The following is a 24,989-nucleotide window of genomic DNA, read 5'->3' as shown; positions in this document are numbered from 1 at the left end:
TATCGAAACCCATCAGAGTAGCCTAGGTAAAGCGAGACGGAACGGGAACTTATTTTTAAAGCTGGGTTTTTCCCCGCTTTACCCAAGCTATTATCTGAGCTGAGAAATTGTAACCTTGATAATTGACAATGAATCAAAGGAGTGGATATGAAACTTTATTATGCTAAATCAGCATGTTCATTAGCGGCACGTATTATCCTTAATGAATTAGGTCGTACTTTTCAGGATGAAGAGGTTGATTTAAAAGCTAAAAAAACGAAGTCTGATGAAAATTATTTAGCAATTAATCCTAAAGGTGCAGTACCCGCACTTTATCTCGATAATGGAGAGATACTTACAGAAAATCAGGTCATTTTACAATATTTGGCAGATAGTACACCAGGTCAAAAACTATTAGCTTCAGTGGGTGATTTAAGAAGATACCATACTCTTGAATGGCTTAATTATGTTGCTACCGAATTACATAAGACACTAGGTATGTTTTTTAATCCAAATCTTAATGAAGAGACAAAAAACATGTTTATGTCGCTTGTTAATACGAAACTAAAATTTGTTAACGAGCATCTTGCGAAAGGACCCTATTTAATGGGCAAGGATTTTACACTGCCAGATGCTTATTTATTTGTAGTGCTGCGCTGGTCTTATCATTTTAAAATAGATCTTTCGTCGTATAAACATTTAGAACAGTTCATGAAAGTTGTTGCAGAACGTCCAGCTGTTGTGACCTCATTGCAACAAGAAAAATGATAATAAGTATTTATTTCTAGCTGAATTAAGAACGTTCGTATTTTCGTTTAATACGTGTTTAATTCGATCGTTCTTTTTACTTCACGGGGTAAGATCATTACTCACAGTGGTTATTTAAGAGGTGAGATATGCCTATAAAACCTAGTTTTAAGGGTGGAATAGATTTAAATTTTTCCTCACAAAGTAATTTTGAACCCATAGAAGGGGTGGCTCAAGAAAATCAGGCTTCTATTATTGCTCGCAATGCCGTACGTTTTTTAATGATGGGCTGGACGAAGCAGTGGACTGAATTTCTAACTCCTTCAGTGGCTCATGCCATTTTTGTAAAACGCGATCATGAATTATTAAGAGAATTACGTTTTGCTTTTCAGCAAGGCTTTTTTGAGCTTTTTGAGCAATTGAAAAATAAACAATTAACTAAAGAGCAAGAAGAACAAGCTCATCTTTATTTAAGTAATTGTTTGACATTACTTCCTTATGGAGATTTAACTCCTTATGAATCCATCAAAATCCCTCAATGTATTAATGGAAATTGGGAGCTTATCGAGTACCAGGTTAAACCCATTGAATTAACAAAACGCTCAGGATGGGCGCGGTTTTTTATTCAAGATACCGATCGTGTATTTGCTTATGGACTTGAACCACTTTTCCATAAAGATGCGGAGTCGCATTTAATTTTTATGGGAACAACTTACCCAGCGGGGCAAGGTTTTATCCCTCAAGTGAATACTGATTCTAATGGCTCTGAAACAGTCGGCGAATCTCTTTATAAAATGGGGCGGAAGAGAATTCACGAATGGCTGAAATCCCAAAAAAATAAGATACATGTATGTGGAGTAAGTTTGGGAGGATCCTTAAGCTTATTGCTTGCTATTGATAGAGGAGAATATCAACTTTCAAGGGTTGATGCGTTAAACCCAGCAGGACTTCATGCCAACAAACGAAAGTATGATTATTGGGATAAATTAAAAGATAAACCTCTAGTTGTCGTACAAAAACAAGGAAATGATCCAGTTTCAGCTTTTGGGGTTTGGAAGGATGATTGGTATATTATCCAAGTCACTCCGCCAAGTGACAAAAAAGGCCCTAATGGATTTTGTGACCATTTTTTAAATTATGCAGGCTTTGCCGAAACACAGTTCGATTACATTGAGGCAGAAGAGGATAATGCGAAAAGAAAAACACGTAATTTTTGGCTCTATAATCTCGGTAGAAGTTTAATTTATGGTCTATTCTTACTTCCCTATACTTATCTAGTACGGCCACTTTTTTATTTTCTCGCGCACAACTGGAAAATTACGGTGCCTGTATTAGGAATTTTAGTGTGTGCCCCTCTTGCAGTTGCCGGTGTTTTACCACTACTTGCCTTTATGGGCATAGTTGGAGGTTTATTTGCTAGTATTTTTATATCTTCCTTTTGTTTTCCTAAAAATGGCATTTCAAAAGCATCGTCAGCACAACCTGAGCTTGCTGGAAAGGAAGGACTAGCTCAATTACACGATCCTTCTCTTGCTCGTAATCCCACTATGGATATTTATAATAAAAGTAATGCTGTAGAAGTCGATTTGACTTATCAACAAATCCATACCTATTATGATGTGATGCGTCGTCTTGTAAAAGGGAAACATTTTTTGCCGGGCGAGGAAAAGAAAAGCAAACATGTTGATGGAGTTACTAAAAAATTCTTACTAAAAGAATGCTCGGAGCCCCAAAATCAGGATTTGGTAGTGCCTTTTAGAGTTACCCGAGCCAAAGCAGCTCATATTCGACATACTTTAACTTTAGTGGAACAACTTGGAGTTGAGAATAAAAAATTAAAGCCAAGTTTAGAAAAATACTACACTCAATATTCTATTGGCAAGCATAAATAGTTGCACTCGTACTCGATTTAGACTTCTTTGTACTAGGTATATCATTTTATGATTATTAGGGATGAGGAGATAAATTTGTCTGAAGGAACAGTTTTTAAAGGGGGCTTAGAACTAAAGTTTGTTGACCCACAAGAATTTGAATCGCTTGATGGAGTGGATCGTGCTGACTACGCTCCTATTTTAGCGCGTAATATATTGCGTTTTTTCACTATGGGATGGACTGAATCCTGGACTCAATTTTTAACCCCCGCTGTCCTATATTCATTTTTCTTTCAACGCGACACTGCTTTGTTAAGAGAAGTTCGTTTCGCCATGCAACAAGGGTTTTTGGAACTCTTTAAACAATTGCAAGGCAAAAATTTAAGTCGGGAAGAGGGGGAACAGGTACAACTCTATTTAAGTAACTGTTTGTCTATGCTTCCTTATGGTGATTTAACCCCCTATGAATCCATTACCCTACCTCAATGTATTGACGGACATTGGGACTTGGTTGAATATCAAGTTACCCCCATTGAATTAACAGAACCACGTTGGTGGAAGAGTTTTTTTACTTATGATAATGACCGTGTTTTTGCTTATGGACTTAAGCCCCTTTTCCATGAGAAAGCAGAATCCCATTTAATTTTTATGGGCACTACTTATCCTGCAGGACAAGGTTTTCTTACCCAAGTAAAGACTGACACAATGGGATTTGAAACGGTTGGTCTCTCTTTATATCGTAGTGGACGAGAGAGAATACGAACGTGGCTAAACCAACAGAAAAACACGATTCATGTGTGTGGGGTAAGTTTGGGAGGTGCTTTAAGTCTATTGCTTGCTATCGATAAAGGTAATTATAAGCTATCACGGGTGGATGCTTTAAATCCTCCTGGACTTTATGAGCCTCTATTTAAAAGAAGCTATGATCATTGGGATGACTTAAAAGATAAACCTAGGGTAGTAGTTCAAAAACAAGGTAATGATCCGGTTTCAGCTTTTGGGATTTGGAAAAAGGATTGGGAGATTCTTCAAGTTGTACCCCCACAAGACAAACAAGGACCTAATGCATTTTGCGATCACTGTTTAAATTATGCAGGATTTGCAGATACCGAGTTTCGATATGTTTCTGCGGAAGAAGACAATAATCAACGTAAAACGCACCATCTTTTATTTAATGCGATTGCGAGATCCTTTCTTTATTATTACGTTTTAGTTCCTTACACCTATGCAGTTCGTCCATTTGGATATTATATGTTGAACAAATTGCTTCCTCAAAGCTCTGAGACTTCGTTAGAAAAGAACATCATGGGATTAGCCAAAATACATCATCCCTCGCTGATGCGAAATCAATCAATGGATATGTATCATGCAAATAATACTGTTGAAATTAAACTTACATACCAACAACTCAATACTTATTATCAGATAACACGATGCTTAATAAAGGATAAAAACTTCTTACCAAGAAAAGAACAGGAAAATAAACATATGCAAGGAATTACAAAAAAAACTTTATTGACCGAAAGTGACGATACTAAGAATGCTCATTTACAGGTCCCTTTTAAAGCCACCAAAGCTAAGGCATCCCATATATTATCTACTTTAAGTTTGGTTCGCCAATTAGGTTTGGATAATAAAGAGAAACTAAAATCTATATTGGAAAAACACTATGAAACCTATCGTTTAGGTAAGCATTAACTATGTTAGCATGAGTGCTGTGCCGCCAGAATTAGGTTCTTATTTGCGAACCCTTCTCTAACACTGATGGCAATAAACATCACTTAAAAACGAAAAATTAGATGTCCGGCGATTGAATAAAGAAATGGATAATATGCGTCGGCAGGATTAAGCTGCGACTCTCCATAACCTGCAGTAAAACTTCCGGCAATTTCACCCATAATTCGTTCAGTAAAATTATAATTAACACCCACACTAAAAGCAGGTCCCGGTCGCCAATCATCTACCACGATATCTTTACGATGGACACCAGCCACTCCTGCGCCAGAAAAAATTTTCATTTGCGAGTGCGGAATAGGGACCATAAGTTTTCCCATCAAAGTTAAAGTCTCAGTTTGAGATGCTAAAGTATCTAAACCATCATGCTCGAAACTGAATAAACTTATGGGATCGAAAAAGACATTTGCTTCAGGAAAGTGCACGTAATTTACTTCAATTGCAAAATATCGAGTAAATTCGTATCCAGCCATTACTCCCCAAACACTTCCACCTTCCTCAACATCTGTAGGTGTGGATAACATTAGGGCAACATTTTGATTTTCCTTAGTGGGTACCAAACCCGTCCAGGTAGTTGAACCAAATCCTCCAATGGCACCGATATAAAAAGGGTGATGTGGTAGATTTTCTGTCTCAGCCAGACAATACGACGTAGAAAGAAATAAGAATGAGAATAAAAATAATTTCGATTTTTTATCACGCACAATAATTACTCTACCAGGATTCCTTAGATCGTTAGCATTGTGTTGGGCCGTAGCCCAACCTTAATCATGTTATGATTTTAATTTATATAAATTACTGACAGGGTTTTTTGGTAGAACTACATATTCTGCCTCGAGAATCAACTCCTCCCAGACGATAGCAATTCCAATTATCAAGACAATCTTGTTTTGTAGTATAAGGTTGAGCTGCGCATGCTTTATCCAGGGATCCATAGACACTCACCATACGTGCATAAAGCATATTCATATCTTGACACATACCAGAAGGCAAACCGGAAGAAGTACAGTAGCAAGTTGCAACTTTCTTAAATGAGGAGCAAAAATTTACATCATTCGTAGGAACTGCATTACCACAAGAACTACCATATGAAAAAGCAGAGAAACTGAGTAAGCACATTAAACCTGCAAAAAATCCTCGTATCATTTTTAATATCCTCTATTTAACTCGAAATTCTATGCAAGTTACTCTATCAGAAAATTAATCTGCCTGCAAAAGACATCGATATTAATATTGCATTTTAATATGCGAATATTGAAAGCGGTAAAAGTATTTTTGATTTATTGTTTATGAAAGCAACTGCTCTTCTTCTTCATATTTGAGTGAGGCTTCGTGTAGATTTTTTTCAAAACCTACTGAATTCATAATCTGAATTGCTTCTAGAGCAATTTTTTCGCGAAATTCGGGTCTTAAATTTGCGGAAATAACTAATTGATGAACGTTTTCATTGTCATCTCGAATAAAACTGGCTTCGAAAATATAATCTATTGCTAGTAAATCATCCTTATTATTTTTAATTTGTTTGGTATTCAAACCAAATAATTTTAAATTTTTATTAGTCAGGTCAGTAAAGTTAGTACGGATGTTGAGGTTAATAACAAATTTGGTATTTCGTTTAAATGAAATCATACGACTGCCACATCGTTTTAAGATTTTACGATAAATGGAGGGTATGTTGAGTAGTTTTAGATAGAGTGGAGTGATTAAATGGGTAAATATATTTTCAAGTATGTTGGGTTTAAAGGAACCTATGGAACTCAGTTTTATTAAATTTGAACAGTGCTGATAGTTACTTGTATCAATAATCGAATTACGTAGTTCTTGAGATAGACCAGTCAAAGTTGCCGCCTCATCAAGGATAATTTTAGCCGGCTCGACTCTCAGGAAACAGCCAATTGTATTATCATACATTGGATTATCACGTGTTGATTGAATGATATTCATGAGGGTGTAAGGTGTCTCACTTTTACAGTTACCGGAACAATTTCGTAACGCCAATGCAATTACAGCGCATAACGCGTTATTGATACTTATATGATTTAGTTCGCAAAAAAGCTTGAAATGATTTAAAGAGGCTTCTGGTATGACTGAGTACGTGGAATAAGGAATTTGTTCAGCTTGCATATTACGAACTATATACTCCTCGGGAAAAGTAAATAAATGGGTATCTTTTAGATACTTCTCCCAAAATGGAATGTCTTCATCCAGGTGAATTTTCATTGCAGATCGTTCATTAAAAATATGTTCTTTAAAGTGTGAGTCCAGTGCAATTTCTTCAAGCATTAAGTGCGTGTATCGTTCATAAAAATGAGATAACTCAGCGAATAAAATATCAGTACAATGCTCATCAGAAATTAAATGCGGTATGCAAATTTGAAGCTCAGATTCGTTCTCAGTTAAGTAAAATAATTTGCCGATAATTAAAGCTGTTTTTTTCGGCCAGGGATAAAAATCAATGAGTTGTGTCATTGAATCTTGCAATTCTTTTTCACTTTTGTGGGACGGAAGCATTGTAAGATCAGTAGTTGCGAGTTTAAATGACCATTTTTTTTGTGTTTTTTGGGCCGGTTTTAATTTGAAGATTTGATAAGTTAGTGTTTCATGCTTTTTTAAAATCGCTTGAAAAGCAAAATCTAAAGCCTTTTCGTTTAAGTGACCACTGAATCTCTTTCTAGCGACAATATTTAACTTTTGTGCTCTGGGTTCAAAAATATGTGACATCCAAAGTAAAAACTGGAAATCACTCAGAGGTAGATGACTTACTTTATGATAGCTAACTGTTTTATTTTTTGTTTTTTTCTTATTTCTTTTTGTGTTTTTAACAATAGGAGCTAAAGCTGCAATGTTGGTGGCCTTATAAAAGTCAGATAGACTGATAGTTCTATTTAATTCATCATTTATTTTTGAAATGATACGTGCCGCAGATAAAGAATGTCCCCCTAAATCAAAAAAGCTATCATGAATACCAATGAGTTGAACTCCCAATTCATCTGACCAAATCCCCGCAAGTTTTTTTTCAAGTGCAGTAACAGGCTCAGTATAATTATGACTCGCAGTTAACAAAGGTACAGGTAATGCGGCTTTATCCAGCTTTCCATTCCTAGTCAAGGGAAACTTATCCACATTTACAAAAACTGTAGGAACCATATATTCCGGTACCTTTTGGTGTAAATGCTGACGTATTTGATTCGTATTTAATGAAGCTTCAGGGTCTTTTAAAACGTAATAGGCTACCAATCTTTGTTCTCCAAAAGCATCTTTTTGGGGCAGTACTGCAACTTCTTCAATACCGGGATGGTCAATCATGTATTTTTCAATTTCGCTTGGCTCAATACGATACCCACGTATTTTTACTTGCTCGTCAATTCTACCTAAATATTCAATGGTTCCGTCAGGCCGTTTTTTACATAAATCCCCTGTTTTATATAAACGAGTTTTACTTAAGGTAATAAATCGTTCTTGTGTAAGTTGAAGTTGATTTAAGTAACCGCGCGCCAAACATGTCCCCCCAATAAAAAGCTCACCGACCTCTCCATCGGGAACTGGTTCATTGTTGGCATCGAGAATAATGCAACTCATATTAGTGCCTGCAATGCCAATAGGGACATTCGTATCCAGATAGGAGCAGTTCAAATTAGTTACTTTATATGTTGAAACCGCCACCGTTGCTTCAGTGGGTCCGTATTCATTAAATAGAACATGTTTAGGATAGGATTTAAGCCAGGATTGACATTCAGCAGCTGATAAATTTTCTCCTCCGAGAATAATGGAATGCAGGTGCGGCAATGTAATGAAATTATTTTTTATTTCGTGCAACAGCACTTTAAAATAACTTGGAGTTAGTTTAATAATATTGATGCGTGCTTTCGCTAGATAATGCAAATACGAGTGAATTTCCTTCTTTGTTTTTTCCTCGCAAAGAACCACAGTTAATCCCAACATTAATGGCACAACGGTCGTAGTGACTGACATATCAAAAATAGGGTTTGCAGAAAAATCGATACGCTGTTGCGGTTTGCACTGTGTATAGTGGGCAAACCAATGACAATAATTGACCACCGAACGGTGTTCAATAAGCACGCCTTTGGGAGTTCCAGTAGAGCCCGATGTATAGATGATATATGCTAAATGCTCTGGAGTATTTGTTGGAGATGGATTATTCCATGCTTGTTGGTTGATAACCTTATTATCAATGTCCAATAACACAAGAGTTCCTTGATACGGTTTAAATTTATCTTTGAACATAGATTGAGTAATTAAAATTGAGGCTTTGCTATCCTGAAGTAAAAAAAATAAACGATCCTCAGGTTGCGATGCATCTATCGGTAAGTAAGCACCGCCTGCTTTTAAAATGGCTAAAAGTGTAATTAGAAAATCAAATGAACGCTCCAAACAAAGTGCAATAGGAGAATCTGGTTTTAAGCCTAAGCTTTTTAAGTAGTAAGCGAGTTGATTTGCTCTTCGATTTAGCTCGCTATAAGTCAGTTGTTCATTTCCCTTTACAGCAGCAATATGATTTGGGAAATGATGCGCATGTTCTTCAAATAAGGCTTGTATTATTTTTTTATTCGCCATTTTCTTATCCTAAATTCGGCAGTTAAAGAATAGCGGTAAACAAAATTTTATGCTGAATTTAAAGTCTTAAAGTATTTTTTATTTATTATGAAGTGTCATCGCCCTCAAATTATTGGAATTACCTCATCGGTTATAAATAATAATTAAAAACCCTTTAAATTCAGTATAGTAAACCTTTTTGGATATTCAAATTCGAGTTAGGATTATAGTTTGGGTAGAATTCGATCCAGCCATTTAGGTAGATACCAGAGCCAATTTTTAAAAATGGCCATGGTTGCGGGGACTAAGAAACTTCGTATTAAAAAGGCATCGACGAAAATAGCAACAGCAATGCCAAGACCAAATGCTTTGACCATCAAAACATCAGCAATTAAAAAGGAGCCGGTAATCACAATAACAATAAGTGCAGCACTGGTAATAATACGACTGCTTTTTTCAATGCCAAATATAATGCTTTTGTTATTATCACGAGTTAATTGATGCGCCTCTTTGATTCGAGAGAGCAAAAATACTTCATAGTCCATCGAAAAACCAAACAGGGCACAAAATATTATTACTAATAAACTGATATCGAGCATTTCTTGTGGTTGAAAGTTAAGAATACTGGATAGATATCCCTGTTGGAATACAAAAACCAACGCCCCATATGAAGCACATAAACTTAACAAAGTCATTATTATTGCTTTCAGAGGCAAGAGGAGAGATCTTAATAATAGAAGCAAGATCAAATATGAAAATACAATAATCCATAGAACGGCATAGGGCAGATAACGATAAATACTGTGTAACACATCAATATTACTCACTGTTACTCCAGTAAGTTGGACCTTTAATCCGCTGCCTATTTTTATATTTTGTAATTCACTTACCAGTTGTTTCGTTTCTTCCGAGTTAACTGGATATTTGCTAATTACATTAATGACTGCCATATGTTTGGTCGTTGTAGTATCTAATAATTGTTTTACCTGGGGATCAAGCAATTTTTTATTCAAATGATAAAGCGTGTAATATTGATTCTTTTTAAGGTCGGAAGTGCTACTGATAATACCATTGACCTCTTTGACACGTGGATTATCTTTCAATTTATGTACCAAATTATATATTTTGGATAAGTTTTTGCGAGATAAGATAGATGAAGAGGGCGATTCGATCACTAAGACTATAGGGCTTAATTGTTCAAGCTGAAATTTCTTTGCATAGTTATCATAAAACGCTCGGTTTTCTGATTTCTCAGGGAAAATACGATAGTCAGAGATACCAAATTTTGCCTCTAAAAAGGGATATCCAAGCACTAACAAGAAAATAAGAATAGGAAAGAAAAAAAGATAAGGATGCCGAACAACTCGCTCTGCGAGCCAACGCCAAAAACTGGAGCGATTTTTATTCTTATATACATGTACTGATAGAAAATTAATCTTTGATTTCAGAACGGCAAGAATGGCAGGTAAAAATATTGTAGAGATTAATACTGCAAAGAAAACGGCAGCCAAACCACCTACCGCAACGGAAAAAAGAATGTTTACAGGAAACAAAAATAAAGCACTCAGGCTTACAAAAACGGCTAATCCACTAAAAAAAATTGCTTTTCCAGCTGTTTCTTGGGTTGTTGCTATCGCCTCTTGAATCGTTAATCCGTTCTTTAACTCATCCCTAAAGCGATTTATAAAAAATAATGAATAATCAAGACAAAGACACAAGCCGAGCAATAAAGCGATGTTGATGGTGAAAATGGAAAGGGTAAAAAGATGCCCAAAGAAATAAAGCGTTGTAAGAATAATGATCGCACACCCGCCGCCAAGAATAATTGGAAGTGTGGCAGCAACTACCGACCCAAATACCAGAATTAAGGTGATAATCGCTATAGGCGTGGCGACAATATCTGCTTTATATAGGTCGGTTTGTGTTTGTTTGTTCACATTTTCTACGAACAGCGGTTCACCTCCAATCCACATAGTCATCTGACTTGGTTTTTTTATGGAGTCTTTAAATTGATTTAATAAATCATTAGTAAGAGGCTTATTGCTTTTGATGATCACGGCAACATATGCTGTATGTTTATCTTTGGAAATTTGATGCGTATCATCAGGATAAATAATTTTGTGTTTAATCGGAAAATCCTTTAAATCAGCCAAGGATTTTTTAATTTTTTCTTTGAATTTATCTTGTGTCGCTAAAAGCTTTTTGCTGTGGTACATGATAAGAAATTTATTTTTATCATTATATCCCAATTGTTTATTCATATACTCTTCGGCACGGGCACTTTGAGAGCTTTCATCCACAAATCCAGTGGTCTTAAACGGTGTAATAATGTGAGGCAAAAATGGGATACAGAGTAAAATTGCAAGCAACCATAAAACTATTATGGGCCAACGAAGCTTATTTATAAATCTTCCTAATCGGTACGACAGTGCTTTTTTTTGCATGTTTATCGTCGAAACTCCAAGTTCCGTAAACTCATTAAAAATAATGACTCTTTAAATATATTAGTATAAATTAGGCATTATGTGTAAATTAATGAGTGAAAAGCTATTTGTGCATCAATATCAGGATTTAATAACTCTTTTTGATCGTTGCTTTGGCAAAGAATTTAATACCAGGCTCATTAAAGGGGATGATGAGCCCATTTATCTCCCAGCAAATGAGGCGCATTCTTATAATGCGTTATATTTTGCTCATGGTTTTTTTAGCAGCGCGCTCCATGAATGTTCTCATTGGCTTATTGCGGGAGAAGAACGTAGAAAGCAAGTGGATTTTGGATATTGGTATATGCCTGATGGGCGTAGTGCAGAACAACAAGCTTTATTTCAACATGTTGAAGTAAAGCCGCAAGCATTGGAGTGGATTCTCTCAAAAGCTGCCGGGCATAAATTTCATGTCAGTATAGATAATTTAAATGGTGGTGCAGAGGCGGAGGCGGACACGGTTGCTTTTAAAAAAGCGGTTTATGAGCAAGTAGTCTATTATTGTCAGCATGGGTTACCCGCACGCGCACAAAAATTTCGTGATGCTCTAAGTTCCTTTTATGAGCAATCAAAAATTTTAAGGGTTGAGGATTTTTCTTTAGAAGAATTATGAGCTCTATAGAATCCATATAGTTACGTGGAGCGCACTACAGCGGATTTAAATGGTGTCACTCCAGTTACACTATACATCAATGATGTAACGCTACTCCTAATGTCCAATCCAGATTTTCCGCTGAAGGAACATAATTTAACTGTTGATTTGCTGTTAAACCATATCCCTCGACCATCAGCGCATAATAAAAAGCAGGTAGAAGACAATATGACTCAATGTATTCGTTGTTTGGAAATTGATTACTGAGACGTTCCCATTGTTGATGACAAATCAGATTGTTTGCTTGTTGAAACAAATCTTGAATGGTCAATTGATTGTTTTGAAATTGGAACGGTTTGCTTTCTGCAAGATTTGGAAAACCGCCGATGGCGTACCAAGAGCTGATATGACTCGCAGAAAGAATAGGTTGTACCTCTTTTTTGACCTTATGCATTTTAATTAAAGGAGATACCTCTTGCTCACAAAGTAAAGCATCACCTTGTCCAGTACGTCCGTCAGAAAGTGGATAACCCTCGGAAAAGCAAGAAGCAGTATCGAGAAGTTGATGGGCCATTTCATTTTGCCCAAGTCCTAAGAAACTATGTACGGATAAATTGATATGTTGGCCGTAGAGATCCAATTCAACTTGGGTTCCTTTCTCTTCAGTATTTTTTTGTATTGGGAATACAATTTGTACTGAGGCCCCACCAATATCCATGACTCCTACGGGAGTACTAGAGGACGATTTGAGTGCGCCTATATGATAATTTACCGCTAGCCAGTCGTATAATGCTTCATCATGTCCAGTGATGGTTTTGGCTTCTATAAGCTGCCATGCAGATTGTTGGTTAAACCATTTTTGTACTTCTTGATAGTAAATTTTTTGTTTGGTTTGTGGTACAAGACGCATTCCTGCGGTTGCATAGAAGTAAACAGGAATGTTTTGTGCAGGAGCTCCGGAGAAAAGGGTAGTGAGATATGCATCTATAGTATTTTGATTTGCCTCAATGGTAGCAAATCCAGGTTTTATCTTTTTGGACCATATTTCTGCAATACCGGATGGGGTATTGGTTTCATCAAGATCATAACCAAAAATATGAAGTCTTGAACCGGTACTTCCAGCATCTACTACCGCGATACATTGATGTTCATTACACGCAGCAGGATCAGCATAACCCTCATTAACTAATACAAAAAGACATGAGATAATGAATAAAAATCGAAGCATGGGAAAAGTCTCAATAAAAAGTCAGCAAATGATACATTATGTATTATTTGTTTTCAACATGATATTATGTTGAAAAAATGATACACTACTTTTTTATATTTTTATGTAGGTAAATGAACCTTCATGCTTTCTGGTTGGAAATAATCTAACCTGCTTTTTAAGTTAGTCTTCAGGCAGTATCAAAATGATAAATCAAGAATATCGCGGTTCTATCTATGCCATTTTATCCGGTTTCCTATACGGTTTTATAGGTTATTTTGGTTTGAGTGCGATTAATGGCAATCTATCTGCCAGCACAATGTTATTTTGGCGCTTTTTAATTTCCAGCATGATTATTTTGCTTATAATGCTGCCCAAAATAAAAAAAACGACCGATTCTTACAAAAATATGGGGATTGCCTTTTTAACAGGTGCTTTTTTTTACGGTATATCAACTTGGCTTTACTTTTTAGCATCTCAATATATAGGTTCTGGATTGGCAATGGTTATCTTTTTCACCTACCCAGTACTAATTATGTTGCTGAATTATTTCTTTTATGAGCAGTCTATTCCACGTGTTTACTATTTCGCTATTCTAGTAATTTTAATGGGTATGGTGCTTATGGTGGACTTCGATGCATTGTCTTTTAACTTGTGGGGTATTTTGTTAGGCGTTGCTTCAGCTTTTTTTTATGCTTGTTACGTGATTGGCAGTAAACGAAACAAGCTCTCTCCAAATATGTCTACCTTTATGGTTTGTTTGGGATGCATGGTAACCAGTTTATTTTTTTCACTTTTTAATCATTCCTTTACAATTCCTTCATCAATAGATGTTTGGTACCATCTCTTTGGAATTTCAATTATTGCAACTGTAGCTCCCATTATTTTGTTGTTGTACAGTCTGAAATACATCAGCTCAGAAAAAGCTTCCATTTTGTCAGTTCTAGAACCCGTGTTTGTGGTCATTTTTGGAGTATTCCTCTTAGGTGAAAAAGTGAGCCTATGGGGGGGTGTGGGAGTGGTATTGGTATTGACAGGTGCACTTATTACTTTATTCAGCCATAAAATTAATTTGGGCTCATTAAAGTTTGAGTTCATACGACGCAGTGAAGATGTTGGGTAGCTTTGTTTTAGACCCTAGTATAAGCATCCTCGTAAAATGCTGGCTACCTGAAAGATGGCGCAGTCGTAAACCGGAACTAAGCAAGAGCCTCCGGATTACGACACATACTGTAGTGATCAGATAATTTTAATACCAACTTCCATTGCAACCACCGCAGCCCCCACAATCACTCGCACAAGTTCCGCAACATGCGTTACCGTTAGAACAGTTGACTAAGAACCCAGTTGAACACACTAGAATTACGGCCAGTATTATTTTTTTCATTACCTATCCTTGTTATAGTATGTATATTAACTATACTCTACGATTTTAAGTTTAACCAATTTATATTCAAGTTTTCTAACGTTTTTTCTCACTATTATGGATTGAGAAAAAAGGTTATTAATTTCTAATGCTCTGCAATTTGTAGCCATTGCAATTTCCATAAATTATAAATAAATATTTGATTTTGTGTAGTATTTAAATATACCGCAAGTACTTGATGGGTTAAGTAACGATGATTTGCCACATAGCTAAGTAAATCATGTGATACACCCGTTATTTCCCACTCACAGCCGTTAATATAGAGTTGATATTCGGATTGCTCATCTGCACTTTGATAAGCAAAGCGACACGAGGCATCTCTAAAGAGATCTAATCCTGTGTTTAATTCGTTAATAAAACTTGGTAAATCAATTAATTCATCTTCTTCTAATGGCAAAGGTAATTGATGCTCTGCTTGTTGATCCAACTGTGTTGCAAAGCATCCGAACCATGATCTCATAATGTGTTCATCACTGATTAATTGTTGTAACAATCTTTGCGCATTGTTCCAGGCCGGGCGAGTGATTTCAGAAGTATTGCGCAAATGAGACCAGTTGGGATCTTGATATAAAGTTTTGAATGTACCTTTTTCCGCTAAATACTCACTAAGACTTTCCAATAATTCTTGTCCTTGATAACTGCGAAAACCAAAAGAATAGGTCATGCAATCCTGGGTCAGTGAAATGCCATGATGTCCCACATGGGGAGGAAGATACAACATATCGCCCTCTTCGAGAACAATACGCTCTTCGACATCAAATTGCTCCATAATACGAAGTTCGAGATCTTTGAGATAATTATGAGTATTGCATTTTTTAGTGGTAAGTAACCATTCTCGTCTTCCCACGCCTTGATATAAAAAAACATCATAATTATCGTAATGAGGTCCAACACTCCCTTGAAGTGCAGCATAACTAATCATGATATCGTCGATCCGCCATTGTGGGATAAAATCAAAATGTTCAAGCAAGGAATAAACTTCAGGAATTAATCGATCAACCCCTTGTACGAGCAAAGTCCAATGTGTTGGCGGGAGAGTATTGAAATCATGTTCTAAGAACGGCCCCCGTTTTAAATGCCAATAGGGTTTTTCATTGGGTGTTTCTAAAACCAACCGACTTTCAACATCTTCTTCCAGAGCCAGACCAGCCAACTCATCGGGAGATAAGGGATTAATAAAGTCCGGGATAGCATTGCGAATTATTAGAGGTTTTTTTTGCCAATATTCACTAAGAAAAGTTTCTACAGAAATTTGCTGAAGATTGATCATGGGTCGTTAATACTCCATAGTCATTTGTAGCCTTAATTCCACTGCGTAAGACCCGGGAACATAGGTAAACAAACGTGTCTGTTAATTCGATTGTAAAATCCGTTCTAATTCACCTTTCGCTTGGCGTGAGAAACTGATTAAATCGCTTTCTTTTTCAAAAAAATCAAAGGATTGAACTAATGTAGTTTCATCGTGTTCTTTGAAGGCTGTTGCTTTTTTTTGAATGTCCTCCTGATTATATCCTAAGAATTTCATAATCTCTTTGGTCATACTCAGAGAAGAATCAAATAATTCTCTAATAAAATAATCCACACCTACTCGATGTAATTCATAAGCATGGCGTCGATTACGAGCTCTGGCATAAATCTTTAAATGGGGAAAATGTTGTTTGGCTAACTTCACAATTTTTAAATTAGCCTCTACATTTCCCACGGCGACTATCAGGAGTTTTGCATGTTCGGCCCCCGCGCTTTTTAACATATCCAATCGGCTTGCATCCCCGAAATATCCGACATAACCGAATTTTCTGAGCAGCTCAATTTGTTCTGGATTTTTTTCCAATACGGTCATTTTTATATTTTCACCGTTAAGCAGGCGCCCTATAATTTGCCCAAAACGTCCATAACCTGCAAGAATAATCCCATTTTTTTCATTAAACGAGTCGTATTCTCGTTCCGGTAAAAAGCTCATAAATTTGGGTATCACAAATCGATGATAAAAAAGCACCAAAAAAGGAGTCGCAAGCATAGATAATGCAACAACTAGAGTGCAAAAAGCTGCACTTTCTTGACTAATTACTTTGGTCACCCCTGCATATTCAAAAAGTACGAAAGCAAATTCACTTCCTTGAGATAAGGCAAAAGCAAAACCCAAGCTTTGCAATTTTGTCAAATCAAAAAAACGTCCCAATATATACAAGATAATTGCTTTACAGGTAATTAAAGAAAGTACAGCCATAATAATCAGCATGGCTTTATTAGAAAAAAGGGAGAAATTCATCCCCATCCCTACAGAGATAAAGAATAATCCCAATAAAATGCCTTTAAAAGGTTGAATATCAGCATCCACTGCATGTTTATATTGAGAGTTAGCTAACACTACACCTGCAATAAAGGCGCCTAAAGCAGGAGAGACCCCTATAGATTCCATTAATAAAGTCACACCTACTACTAAAGCTAGCGAAAATGCGGTAAATACTTCGCGTAGATTGGTTTTAGCAATAATTGAAAACAAATGTCTAGATAAGTAGTGACCCACTAGTATAACTACTCCAATCACGCCCGTTACCAAAATTGCATGCATCCATCGTGGGAGATTCATGATAAATGCCGTTTCGTGGATATTGATTTTTATATTTGCATGTTGTTCAAGTAATGGAATAATAATTAGAATTGGGATTACTGCAATATCTTGGAATAATAGTACAGCGAATGAGGTTTCACCTTCTGCGGTTTTGAGCAAGTTTTTTTCTTGAAGCATCTGCAAAACTAGAGCAGTGGATGACAGGGACAAAGCCATACTTACTGCTAAAGTCGCTCGCCAATCAAAGCCAATAAGGAGCCCAATGGCTGTTAAGATACTTGTAGTTAAGAGTACTTGTAAACCACCTAAACCCACAATTATTTTGCGAAGTTTCCATAACATGACTGGTTCTAATTCCAATCCAATCAAAAACAACATCATAATCACGCCAAATTCACCAAAATTCATAATTTGTTGTGAGTTTGCTATGAGTTTGAATCCGAAAGGACCAATAAGAATACCTACAGTGAGGTAACCGAGAACTGAGCCCAATTTGAAACGGCTGGCAATAGGAACCATAATGCTGGCCGCGGCAAGAAAGATGAAGATATTAAGCATTAAGTGACCATTCATAATTTTAACTCTGATTGTTATTTGGCATGACAATTCTTAAATTTTTTTCCACTACCACAGGGGCACGGTGCATTCCGGGCAACTTTGGGTTTTTTGGTTTTTTCTAACCCCTGCTTATGTACTCCACTTACATAAAACCAACGGTCATTTTCTTTGTGAAATTCACTTAACTCATGGATAATTTTTATTGTGTTATCTTCGGAATAACGTGCTGCAAATTCAACATAACCAATATTGGGATCCGGGATATTCGAATTCAACACTTCTAAACTAACCCAGGTTACGCTTTTAGCCCATTGCTCCGCTTGAAGTTCATTAAAGCCTACTAAAGCTTTTCCTTTCATTGTTTTTTTGATGTAATCAATTTTACCCATACTGTACGCTGTATAGCGTGATCGCATCAATTGTTCTGGAGTTTGTGGGTGCTGTTGTTTTTCAAGGTATAAACCACAACACAATTCATATTTATTTTGTGATCCACAAGGGCAAAGTGACATGATATGATCCAGCAGCTAAAAGTAAAAATTGGATTTTGAATTATATTCGATATAGCTTCAAATTTTTACTAAATTACACATTATTTAAGGTAAAATAATGAATTCCTATTTATTTACACAAAGCGTAGAACAAATCGATCATCAAAAGAGCGTTAATCAATTAGAAGCAGGCAAGGTCTTGTTTTTCCCAGAATATTTTTTTACTCCCGTAGACACGCTTTTATTATCTGAAAATGTCTTGGATGGTAGTCGTAAAAATGTAAGTTATGATATTCGTAATAAAAAGTTAAGCGCTTATAATAAAGATATTGGCGATCTTGAGGTTAAACTCAGGGATATGATGCATGGTTATGCAGAATTTGCCCACCATTTAATTCAGAGTGCTCTTCCTTCTTACGTATCTCATTTGCAATGGGGCAGGACCAGTTTTAGACCTGCGGAAATTAATGGTCGTGTTTCCTCAAAACGTAAAGATGATACACGTTTGCATGTGGATTCTTTTTCGGCAAGTCCTGTCCATGGTTTAAGGATTTTACGAGTTTTTTGTAATATCAATCCTACAGAACCTCGAGTTTGGAATCTTGGTGAACCATTTGAAGAGGTTCTTAATCGGTTTGCACCTAAAATTGCGCCGTACAGTAAAATAAAAGCCAAAATGCTGAAGTGGGTCAAAGCAACAAAAACTTTAAGACCCCCGTATGATCATTATATGCTTCATTTACATGACACAATGAAGTTGGATGATGTTTATCAGGCAAATGTTGAGAAGATGCAAATTGATTTTCCTCCTAAAAGCACTTGGATAGTTTTTACCGATCATGTGTCGCATGCAGCATTGAGTGGTCAGCATTTGTTAGAACAAACGTTTTACTTACCTGTCGATAAAATGGCAACGCCTGATAACTCACCATTAAATCAATGGCAGAAAATTAGACCAGAAGTAAGATCTCATATTTAGATAGGCCTTTATCTACGATCTCTCCAATCGGTCATTGCTTTTTGACAATTGTTTTTTAGCTGTGTAAATATAGTAAATGCCATGGAATGGCACGTATGGAGCCACATTTATTCGACCGTATATAAAACCGTTAATAAAGAGGCTTCATTTTTCTTTAACTAGATAACAAGGAGCTTGTTAATGAAATATAGATTTTTATCCCTCTGTTTAATCGCTGTCGGTTCACATTCTGTTTTCGCGGGGGTACTTCCTAGCGCAAAAGATGCTCAACTTTGTACTAATGCCTATAATAAGCTTTGGCATGTTTTCGATAGTGTAAAGGCTCAGCATCGAGGCGATCCAGAGGCTCAGGCGTTTATATTTAATCAAGAATTTCCTAACTTACTTAGTCAGGACTTTTCCCTAACAATTAATAACTTACCTATAGAGCCGAATAGTACACAAACAGTTACTGTGAGTGCCCAAGGACTTGCGGAAGTGGTTGTTGCAGCCTCAGAAAAAATTACGTCTTGGGGGCAACATCACATCGCGGGCCCGTTCAGCTTTAAGCTCATATCAGAATCACCGTCCTTAAAAACACGAGTGTATCTCATGACAACTCGTGATATCGATTATACTAATTCTCCAGGAAATAGTGGTTGCGCAGCTTTTTTAGCCCAAAAAAATATGGTCTGTACGGTTAAAAATACGATGCAGTCCACCCGAAGAGCGATGCTAAATAGCCTGAACTCTCATGTGGTGACGACTTATGTCATGCCATCTCCAAACTGCAGCCTATGGATAGCTCCTCCAATTGAGGATTTCCCTACAGAAGCTTAATCGACGGTTACGAAACCATGTGTTTTGTTAACATCTTTATACTGTTTCCCCAAGCTCTATCTAAGTTTGGGGACTTTAAATTTAAGTATGGAATAATTTCTTCCCTAAATCAGGTGATGCACCTAAATATGATGCTTTATGAATTTCTCAAGCGCAGTAGGTGTTAATGGTTTACTGAAAAGAAAGCCTTGGACTTCGTCACAACGTTGTTGTTTTAAAAAATCTAATTGTTTTTTACTTTCAACGCCCTCAGCAAGAACCTTAAAATTAAAACTTCGAGCCATAGAAATTATCGCTTCAATAATTACTTCATCACTACGCGACGCCGATATATTTTGGATAAAAGATTGATCGATCTTTAAACAATCAATGTGAAGTTGTTTTAGATAATTGATGCTGGAGTTTCCTGTCCCAAAATCATCTAATGAAATCCGAATACCAAGTTGTTTGAGTTGATTTAGTGTCTTTATAATGTCTCTATGGGTAATGATCACATTTTCAGAAATTTCAAATTCTATATGTTCCGGAGAAAGTAAATGTTCTTTTAAAATCTTCTCTACAACCGTAATAAAATTGGGCTGTTGTAATTGCCGAGTAGTAATATTAATGCCAACGCGAATATAAGGCAGACCTTTTCTATGCCAAGCTTTAATTTGCTGGCACACTTCACTAATAATCCACTCACCTATAGGGACAATTAAACCCGTTTCCTCAGCTATAGGAATAAAATCGATTGGCAACATCAATCCTTTCTCTGGATGATTCCAACGAATTAAGGCTTCTACAGCCAATAGGTTTTCGTTATCAACATTAAATTGAGGCTGGTACAGTAAAAAGAACTCATTGTTTTTAAGGGCTTTCCTTAAATCGGTTTCGATTTTAAAGCATTGATCAGTATATTCATGTAGTTGAGTAGCATAAAAAGCATACTGATTTCCTCCCAATCTCTTGGCCTGATACATTGCTAGATCAGCATTTTTTAACAAATCACTGGGTGTATTTCCATCTTTAGGATAAATACTTATCCCGGCAGCGGTAGTAATAGTTATATCTCTTTTTACAATTTTGAACGGTTCTGTCATGGAGTCTATAATTTTGTTAGCAATGACACTAACATCCTCATTTTTAAATATCTGACAAATCATGACGAACTCATCACCACCCATCCTCGCTAAGGTATCTTCTTTCCTAACTAGAGAAGACCATCGTTGCCCCACCATACGCAATAGTTGATCGCCAACTTCGTGCGACAAACTGTCATTAATTAATTTAAATCGATCTAAATCAAAATACAGGATGGCAAATTGGTGTTCATGTTTCCGTGCATAATCAATACTCGCTTGTATTTGATCGAATAATAGGGCTCGGTTAGGTAATTTAGTCAATGGATCATGCAGGGCTTGGTATTTTAGCTGTTTTTCAAGGTTTGCTTGTTCTGTTATATCACGAAAACTCCAGACACGACCGATGATTTTCTTGTTTAATCTGTGGGGAAGGGTATAACACTCCAATATTTTGCCATTCTTGAAAGTAATAATCACTCTACTGATTTCGTCAATGTTTTTTCTAAGACGCTCTATATCCGCTAAATACTCTTCAGGCTCAGCAATCTGATTCAGCATATAATATAAAAAGATGCTACCATCATTAGTTTCTAACATGGATTTAGGAATATTCCACATTGAGATAAACTTGGAATTACAATCGATTAACTTGTTATTTAAATCGATGACTAAAATTCCATCTGCGGAAGATTCAAATGTGGACCTTAAAAGAGATAATGATTGCTGCAAGGATTCTGTACGTTTCTTAACCGTCTGCTGCAGTATTTGTTCATGATGTTTTGCATTATTGGCCAAAATCCATTTTCTTGTTAATGCACAAGCGAGTTGTCTTACCGCGACTACATCAAATGGTTTTTTTAAAATCAGGTAATTATCTCCCATTCCTAATTCTTTTACGGTTTCTTCCCAACTGTAATCCGAATAAGCAGTACAAATTACCACTTGAATCTCGGGATCAATCTCCCACATATGTTTAATGGTTTCAATACCATCCCATCCTGGCGGCATTCTTATATCGACGAAGGCCAGGGCATAATGTATCCCTTTTTCTACATCCTCTTTAATTTTGGTAATTGCTTCTTTGCCCTGGCACGCGGTATTTAAAATAAATTTTGGTAAAAAGTATTCGATATCCGGGTTATAGGAACCGTTTAAAGAAGGCTCGTCATCAAATAATTGTTGTTCTAAATGGCGAAGTTCCGACTTTGTATTCGAAGCAGTCAAGACTTTAATAAAATCTTGATGAATTGAGGGATTATCATCAATGATCATAATATTTAGTGCTATTTCACTCATGAGTTCTCCCTATTTATCTAACCTGTCCCGGTTAGGTAAAGTCAATACAAATTGCGCGCCATATCCTTCACCTTTACTCTCTGCTAAAAGAGACCCCCCCATATCACGAGCTGATAGTGCAGAACTGTGTAATCCAAAACCATGCCCATTTTGTTTTGTAGTAAATCCAAAAGCAAAAATCCGTTGTAAATTATCTGCATTGATCCCAACTCCATTATCCTTGACAATAACTTGTACTGATTTTTTTTCTGTTTTTTGTATTATCAATTTGATTTCTTTAATGGGAGTAGTCGCGTTTTCCAAGATCGATTCTTTGGCATTTTGAATTAGATTGATCAATATTTGTAATAACTTGGATTTATCAACAATGACTAAAGGTGCTGGATGATACTCTTTAATTATCTTAATCCCATTTTTTGAGGAGCTCATAGTGATATTCAATGCTGTCTCTAACAATTCTGGAAGATAGACTCTTTCATTCATACTCGATAGCCCACTAATCGATTTTTGGGTATCTACGATTTGACTTATATGCTGTAAATCATTCTGAAGATTATGTACTTCGATACTATTTTTTTTATTTTCTTCCAAAATAATTTTAGCAAGAGTTAATAGATATTCAGGGATAATTTTACCTTTAGGATCCTGGGTTAAAAAGTCAGCTAAATTGAGTTGATTTTTCTCCATCATCTCTGTAATTTTTAATAATTTTTTATCATAATTTTGTTTAAAGCTATTTTTTAATAAGGTGATGGAAACATTGGAGCTATTTAAAATATTTCCAATGTTGTGCAAAATGGTTGTAGCGACCTCTGCCATTCCCGCACGACGGGCGGTAGATGATATTTTTTGATTTAATTCTTTGATTTTTTCTTCGGCAATTTTACTTTTATGAATATCAATAACAATGCCAGCAAGCTGTTTATCTCCCTCTTGGCATCGCCCAATTGTTCTATACCAGTGATAATTTCCATCAGACTTCCTTACCCGTATTTCACATTCATAATCCATTCTATCGTTTAAAGCACACTCTACCTTTTGGAGTAACTCAAATCGATCTTGTTCATGAACTAACTCTAGAAATTCCTGCAAAGAAGGAGGTTTATTAATTGGATTTAACTGAAACAGATTGAATAATTCACTTGACCAGATGGTGTGCCCGGTGTTCCCATCAAACGACCAATATCCTAATCCTGCAATATGTTGGGCAAACTCAAGCTTTTCATTCAAGCTCATCATTTCTCGAGAAGAAATTTTTATAGAACGTTCATGCAAATAACGCTCTTGATCCGCTTCTATATACGTATTATTGATGCGGTGGAGAAAAATTTCCCATTGCTCATCCGATTCTGGTTTTTTATCTTGAGCAATATTTGAGTTTTCAAGTTGTCGTTTTAATAATTTATGAATTTCCATATTGTCTTATTTTAGCCTTAAGTATTTATGTCTCATAAATGGTTGTAATCGTCATGGTTTGGTTATGTAATTGACAATTCCCAACAGAAAAAGGTGATAATTCACCATATGAATAAAACCCCACTTGCGTAGAACCTTTTGGTAGAGCAGTCAGAGTGGATTCAATTTCTTCTTCTGTTCGTTCTCCTAAAAGCAATCTCCTGCCTACACAACTGATATCAATCGCCAAAACGGGGCCTAGTTGTTCTAAGTTATCATTGAGCATCAATTTATTTGCGAGCAGACCTGCTTCATTAGCACTATCAATTAATCGATCAAAGTTTGCTCTCATTAATTGCGCATGCCATCCCATTGGAATATCCCCCGCAAAAGTCAGGGATTGATCTTTCTCATTAACTGCAAGGATTGTACGCACTAATTGGATATCATCATGTGCCTGAGGATTATTAATAGCCAATGGATAAAGTAATCCTGAAGAAGGTAATTCAGAGGCTTTTTCACCTAAATATTCTTTATATAGTTGTAAGGCGGGTTGATAATCAAGCTCATATAAGACATTGGATTCGGACCGGGTAATTCGACGAACCGGACCAAAAATATCCCATCCTCCCTTAGAAGCATGTCCAATATGAATATCCGCACCATAAAAACCAACCGCAACGGCATAATGGTCCATTATTTTATTATTTAAAATTGCCCATGTTTTTGTGAAGTGACTGCCATCACCTGCTAAGCCACCGGTAATGACAAGTTTTTGATGACTTTTGACTGTATTTAATCCTTGAACTAATTCGGAACCATTTACATTAAGTCCATCGGACAAAATAAAAATACTGTGCAGATCGTCTGCTTTGAGCTGTTCAGCAATGAGCTGGCCAGCTTTTTCAGAGTCTTTACCGTTATTCACCTCAGCTTTTGCAATTTTCAAAGAGGTTTTAGCAAATTTGATTACTGCCACGGTAATACTGTGGTCAAAAAGATGATCACCAAAAATTTCTCCAGCAGTAGAGCAACCGATGATTTTCGATTTAGAATAAAAGTTAGCCAGCTTCATTATTGGCTCTTGAAAATCCATGAACTCAGGGGCTGCAAAAATAAGCACTAGGGTGTTCTCTGAATCAAGATCTGGAAATTCTTTCAAACTCCATCCTTTATTTCTGAGGAATTGAAAGGCTTTTATTTCCATAAAGCACTCCTTGTA

The 24,989-nt window shown here is 36.3% G+C and carries 18 protein-coding genes; 7 read left to right on the top strand and 11 right to left on the bottom strand.

Annotated features, from left to right (window positions below; all coding sequences use genetic code 11):
* The first annotated feature begins 147 nt into the window (after window positions 1–147).
* The 3 genes from gstA (at window position 148) to HBNCFIEN_RS10000 (ending at window position 4,295) form a co-directional block, all read left to right on the top strand.
* The gene (gene gstA, locus HBNCFIEN_RS10010; protein ID WP_182390956.1) at window positions 148–747 is read left to right on the top strand and encodes a glutathione transferase GstA; all 600 of its coding nucleotides are present in this window, start codon (window positions 148–150) and stop codon (window positions 745–747) included.
* Between the two features lie 128 nt (window positions 748–875).
* Window positions 876–2,618 (top strand): hypothetical protein, encoded by a 1,743-nt coding sequence (locus HBNCFIEN_RS10005; protein WP_182390955.1) that lies wholly within the window; start codon window positions 876–878, stop codon window positions 2,616–2,618.
* Between the two features lie 48 nt (window positions 2,619–2,666).
* Complete coding sequence (locus HBNCFIEN_RS10000) at window positions 2,667–4,295, top strand: hypothetical protein (RefSeq protein WP_182390954.1); 1,629 nt, start codon at window positions 2,667–2,669, stop codon at window positions 4,293–4,295.
* An 83-nt stretch (window positions 4,296–4,378) separates the two neighbouring features.
* Here HBNCFIEN_RS10000 and HBNCFIEN_RS09995 read toward each other — a convergent pair whose 3' ends face one another.
* From HBNCFIEN_RS09995 to HBNCFIEN_RS09980, 4 genes are all read right to left on the bottom strand, one after another.
* Window positions 4,379–5,035, bottom strand: a complete 657-nt coding sequence (locus HBNCFIEN_RS09995; protein ID WP_182390953.1) for a hypothetical protein — start codon at window positions 5,033–5,035, stop codon at window positions 4,379–4,381.
* Window positions 5,036–5,126: 91 nt separating this feature from the next.
* Complete coding sequence (locus HBNCFIEN_RS09990) at window positions 5,127–5,477, bottom strand: hypothetical protein (RefSeq protein WP_182390952.1); 351 nt, start codon at window positions 5,475–5,477, stop codon at window positions 5,127–5,129.
* A gap of 141 nt (window positions 5,478–5,618) precedes the next feature.
* A complete protein-coding gene (locus HBNCFIEN_RS09985) occupies window positions 5,619–8,906 on the bottom strand; it encodes an amino acid adenylation domain-containing protein (RefSeq protein ID WP_182390951.1) in 3,288 nt (1,095 codons plus the stop codon).
* 203 nt (window positions 8,907–9,109) lie between these two features.
* A complete protein-coding gene (locus tag HBNCFIEN_RS09980; protein ID WP_182390950.1) occupies window positions 9,110–11,329 on the bottom strand; it encodes an MMPL family transporter in 2,220 nt (739 codons plus the stop codon).
* 109 nt (window positions 11,330–11,438) lie between these two features.
* Here HBNCFIEN_RS09980 and HBNCFIEN_RS09975 point away from each other — a divergent pair, with 109 nt between their 5' ends.
* Window positions 11,439–11,981 carry an elongation factor P hydroxylase gene (locus HBNCFIEN_RS09975; RefSeq protein WP_304599273.1) on the top strand — a complete coding sequence of 181 codons (543 nt, stop codon included), beginning with the start codon at window positions 11,439–11,441 and terminating at the stop codon, window positions 11,979–11,981.
* A gap of 76 nt (window positions 11,982–12,057) precedes the next feature.
* Here the strand turns inward: HBNCFIEN_RS09975 and HBNCFIEN_RS09970 are convergent, their stop codons facing one another.
* On the bottom strand, window positions 12,058–13,188 hold the full coding sequence (locus tag HBNCFIEN_RS09970) for a multidrug DMT transporter permease (RefSeq protein ID WP_182390948.1): 1,131 nt from the start codon (window positions 13,186–13,188) through the stop codon (window positions 12,058–12,060).
* 184 nt (window positions 13,189–13,372) lie between these two features.
* Between HBNCFIEN_RS09970 and HBNCFIEN_RS09965 the strand changes: the two genes are divergently transcribed.
* Window positions 13,373–14,290: a DMT family transporter gene (locus HBNCFIEN_RS09965; RefSeq protein WP_182390947.1), complete on the top strand. Its 918-nt coding sequence runs from the start codon at window positions 13,373–13,375 to the stop codon at window positions 14,288–14,290.
* Between the two features lie 388 nt (window positions 14,291–14,678).
* Here the strand turns inward: HBNCFIEN_RS09965 and HBNCFIEN_RS09960 are convergent, their stop codons facing one another.
* The 3 genes from HBNCFIEN_RS09960 to HBNCFIEN_RS09950 form a co-directional block, all read right to left on the bottom strand.
* On the bottom strand, window positions 14,679–15,863 hold the full coding sequence (locus tag HBNCFIEN_RS09960; RefSeq protein ID WP_182390946.1) for a cupin domain-containing protein: 1,185 nt from the start codon (window positions 15,861–15,863) through the stop codon (window positions 14,679–14,681).
* An 81-nt stretch (window positions 15,864–15,944) separates the two neighbouring features.
* On the bottom strand, window positions 15,945–17,738 hold the full coding sequence (locus tag HBNCFIEN_RS09955; protein ID WP_182390945.1) for a monovalent cation:proton antiporter-2 (CPA2) family protein: 1,794 nt from the start codon (window positions 17,736–17,738) through the stop codon (window positions 15,945–15,947).
* A 17-nt stretch (window positions 17,739–17,755) separates the two neighbouring features.
* A complete protein-coding gene (locus tag HBNCFIEN_RS09950; RefSeq protein ID WP_182390944.1) occupies window positions 17,756–18,235 on the bottom strand; it encodes a YchJ family protein in 480 nt (159 codons plus the stop codon).
* 97 nt (window positions 18,236–18,332) lie between these two features.
* Between HBNCFIEN_RS09950 and HBNCFIEN_RS09945 the strand changes: the two genes are divergently transcribed.
* Together HBNCFIEN_RS09945 and HBNCFIEN_RS09940 are read left to right on the top strand one after the other, a co-directional pair.
* On the top strand, window positions 18,333–19,193 hold the full coding sequence (locus HBNCFIEN_RS09945) for a Kdo hydroxylase family protein (RefSeq protein ID WP_182390943.1): 861 nt from the start codon (window positions 18,333–18,335) through the stop codon (window positions 19,191–19,193).
* A 180-nt stretch (window positions 19,194–19,373) separates the two neighbouring features.
* Complete coding sequence (locus HBNCFIEN_RS09940; RefSeq protein WP_182390942.1) at window positions 19,374–20,012, top strand: hypothetical protein; 639 nt, start codon at window positions 19,374–19,376, stop codon at window positions 20,010–20,012.
* A gap of 122 nt (window positions 20,013–20,134) precedes the next feature.
* Here HBNCFIEN_RS09940 and HBNCFIEN_RS09935 read toward each other — a convergent pair whose 3' ends face one another.
* The 3 genes from HBNCFIEN_RS09935 to HBNCFIEN_RS09925 are packed head-to-tail and all read right to left on the bottom strand — an operon-like array spanning window position 20,135 to window position 24,974.
* Window positions 20,135–22,372: an EAL domain-containing protein gene (locus tag HBNCFIEN_RS09935; RefSeq protein WP_182390941.1), complete on the bottom strand. Its 2,238-nt coding sequence runs from the start codon at window positions 22,370–22,372 to the stop codon at window positions 20,135–20,137.
* Between the two features lie 9 nt (window positions 22,373–22,381).
* Window positions 22,382–23,788: a sensor histidine kinase gene (locus HBNCFIEN_RS09930; RefSeq protein WP_182390940.1), complete on the bottom strand. Its 1,407-nt coding sequence runs from the start codon at window positions 23,786–23,788 to the stop codon at window positions 22,382–22,384.
* 25 nt (window positions 23,789–23,813) lie between these two features.
* Window positions 23,814–24,974 carry an FIST signal transduction protein gene (locus HBNCFIEN_RS09925; RefSeq protein ID WP_182390939.1) on the bottom strand — a complete coding sequence of 387 codons (1,161 nt, stop codon included), beginning with the start codon at window positions 24,972–24,974 and terminating at the stop codon, window positions 23,814–23,816.
* Window positions 24,975–24,989: the final 15 nt, after the last annotated feature.

It is taken from the genome of Legionella sp. PC997 (assembly GCF_014109825.1).
Lineage (GTDB): Bacteria > Pseudomonadota > Gammaproteobacteria > Legionellales > Legionellaceae > Legionella.
Note: the sequence above shows the minus strand (reverse complement) of the source record. Positions and strands in the feature narration are given on the sequence as shown.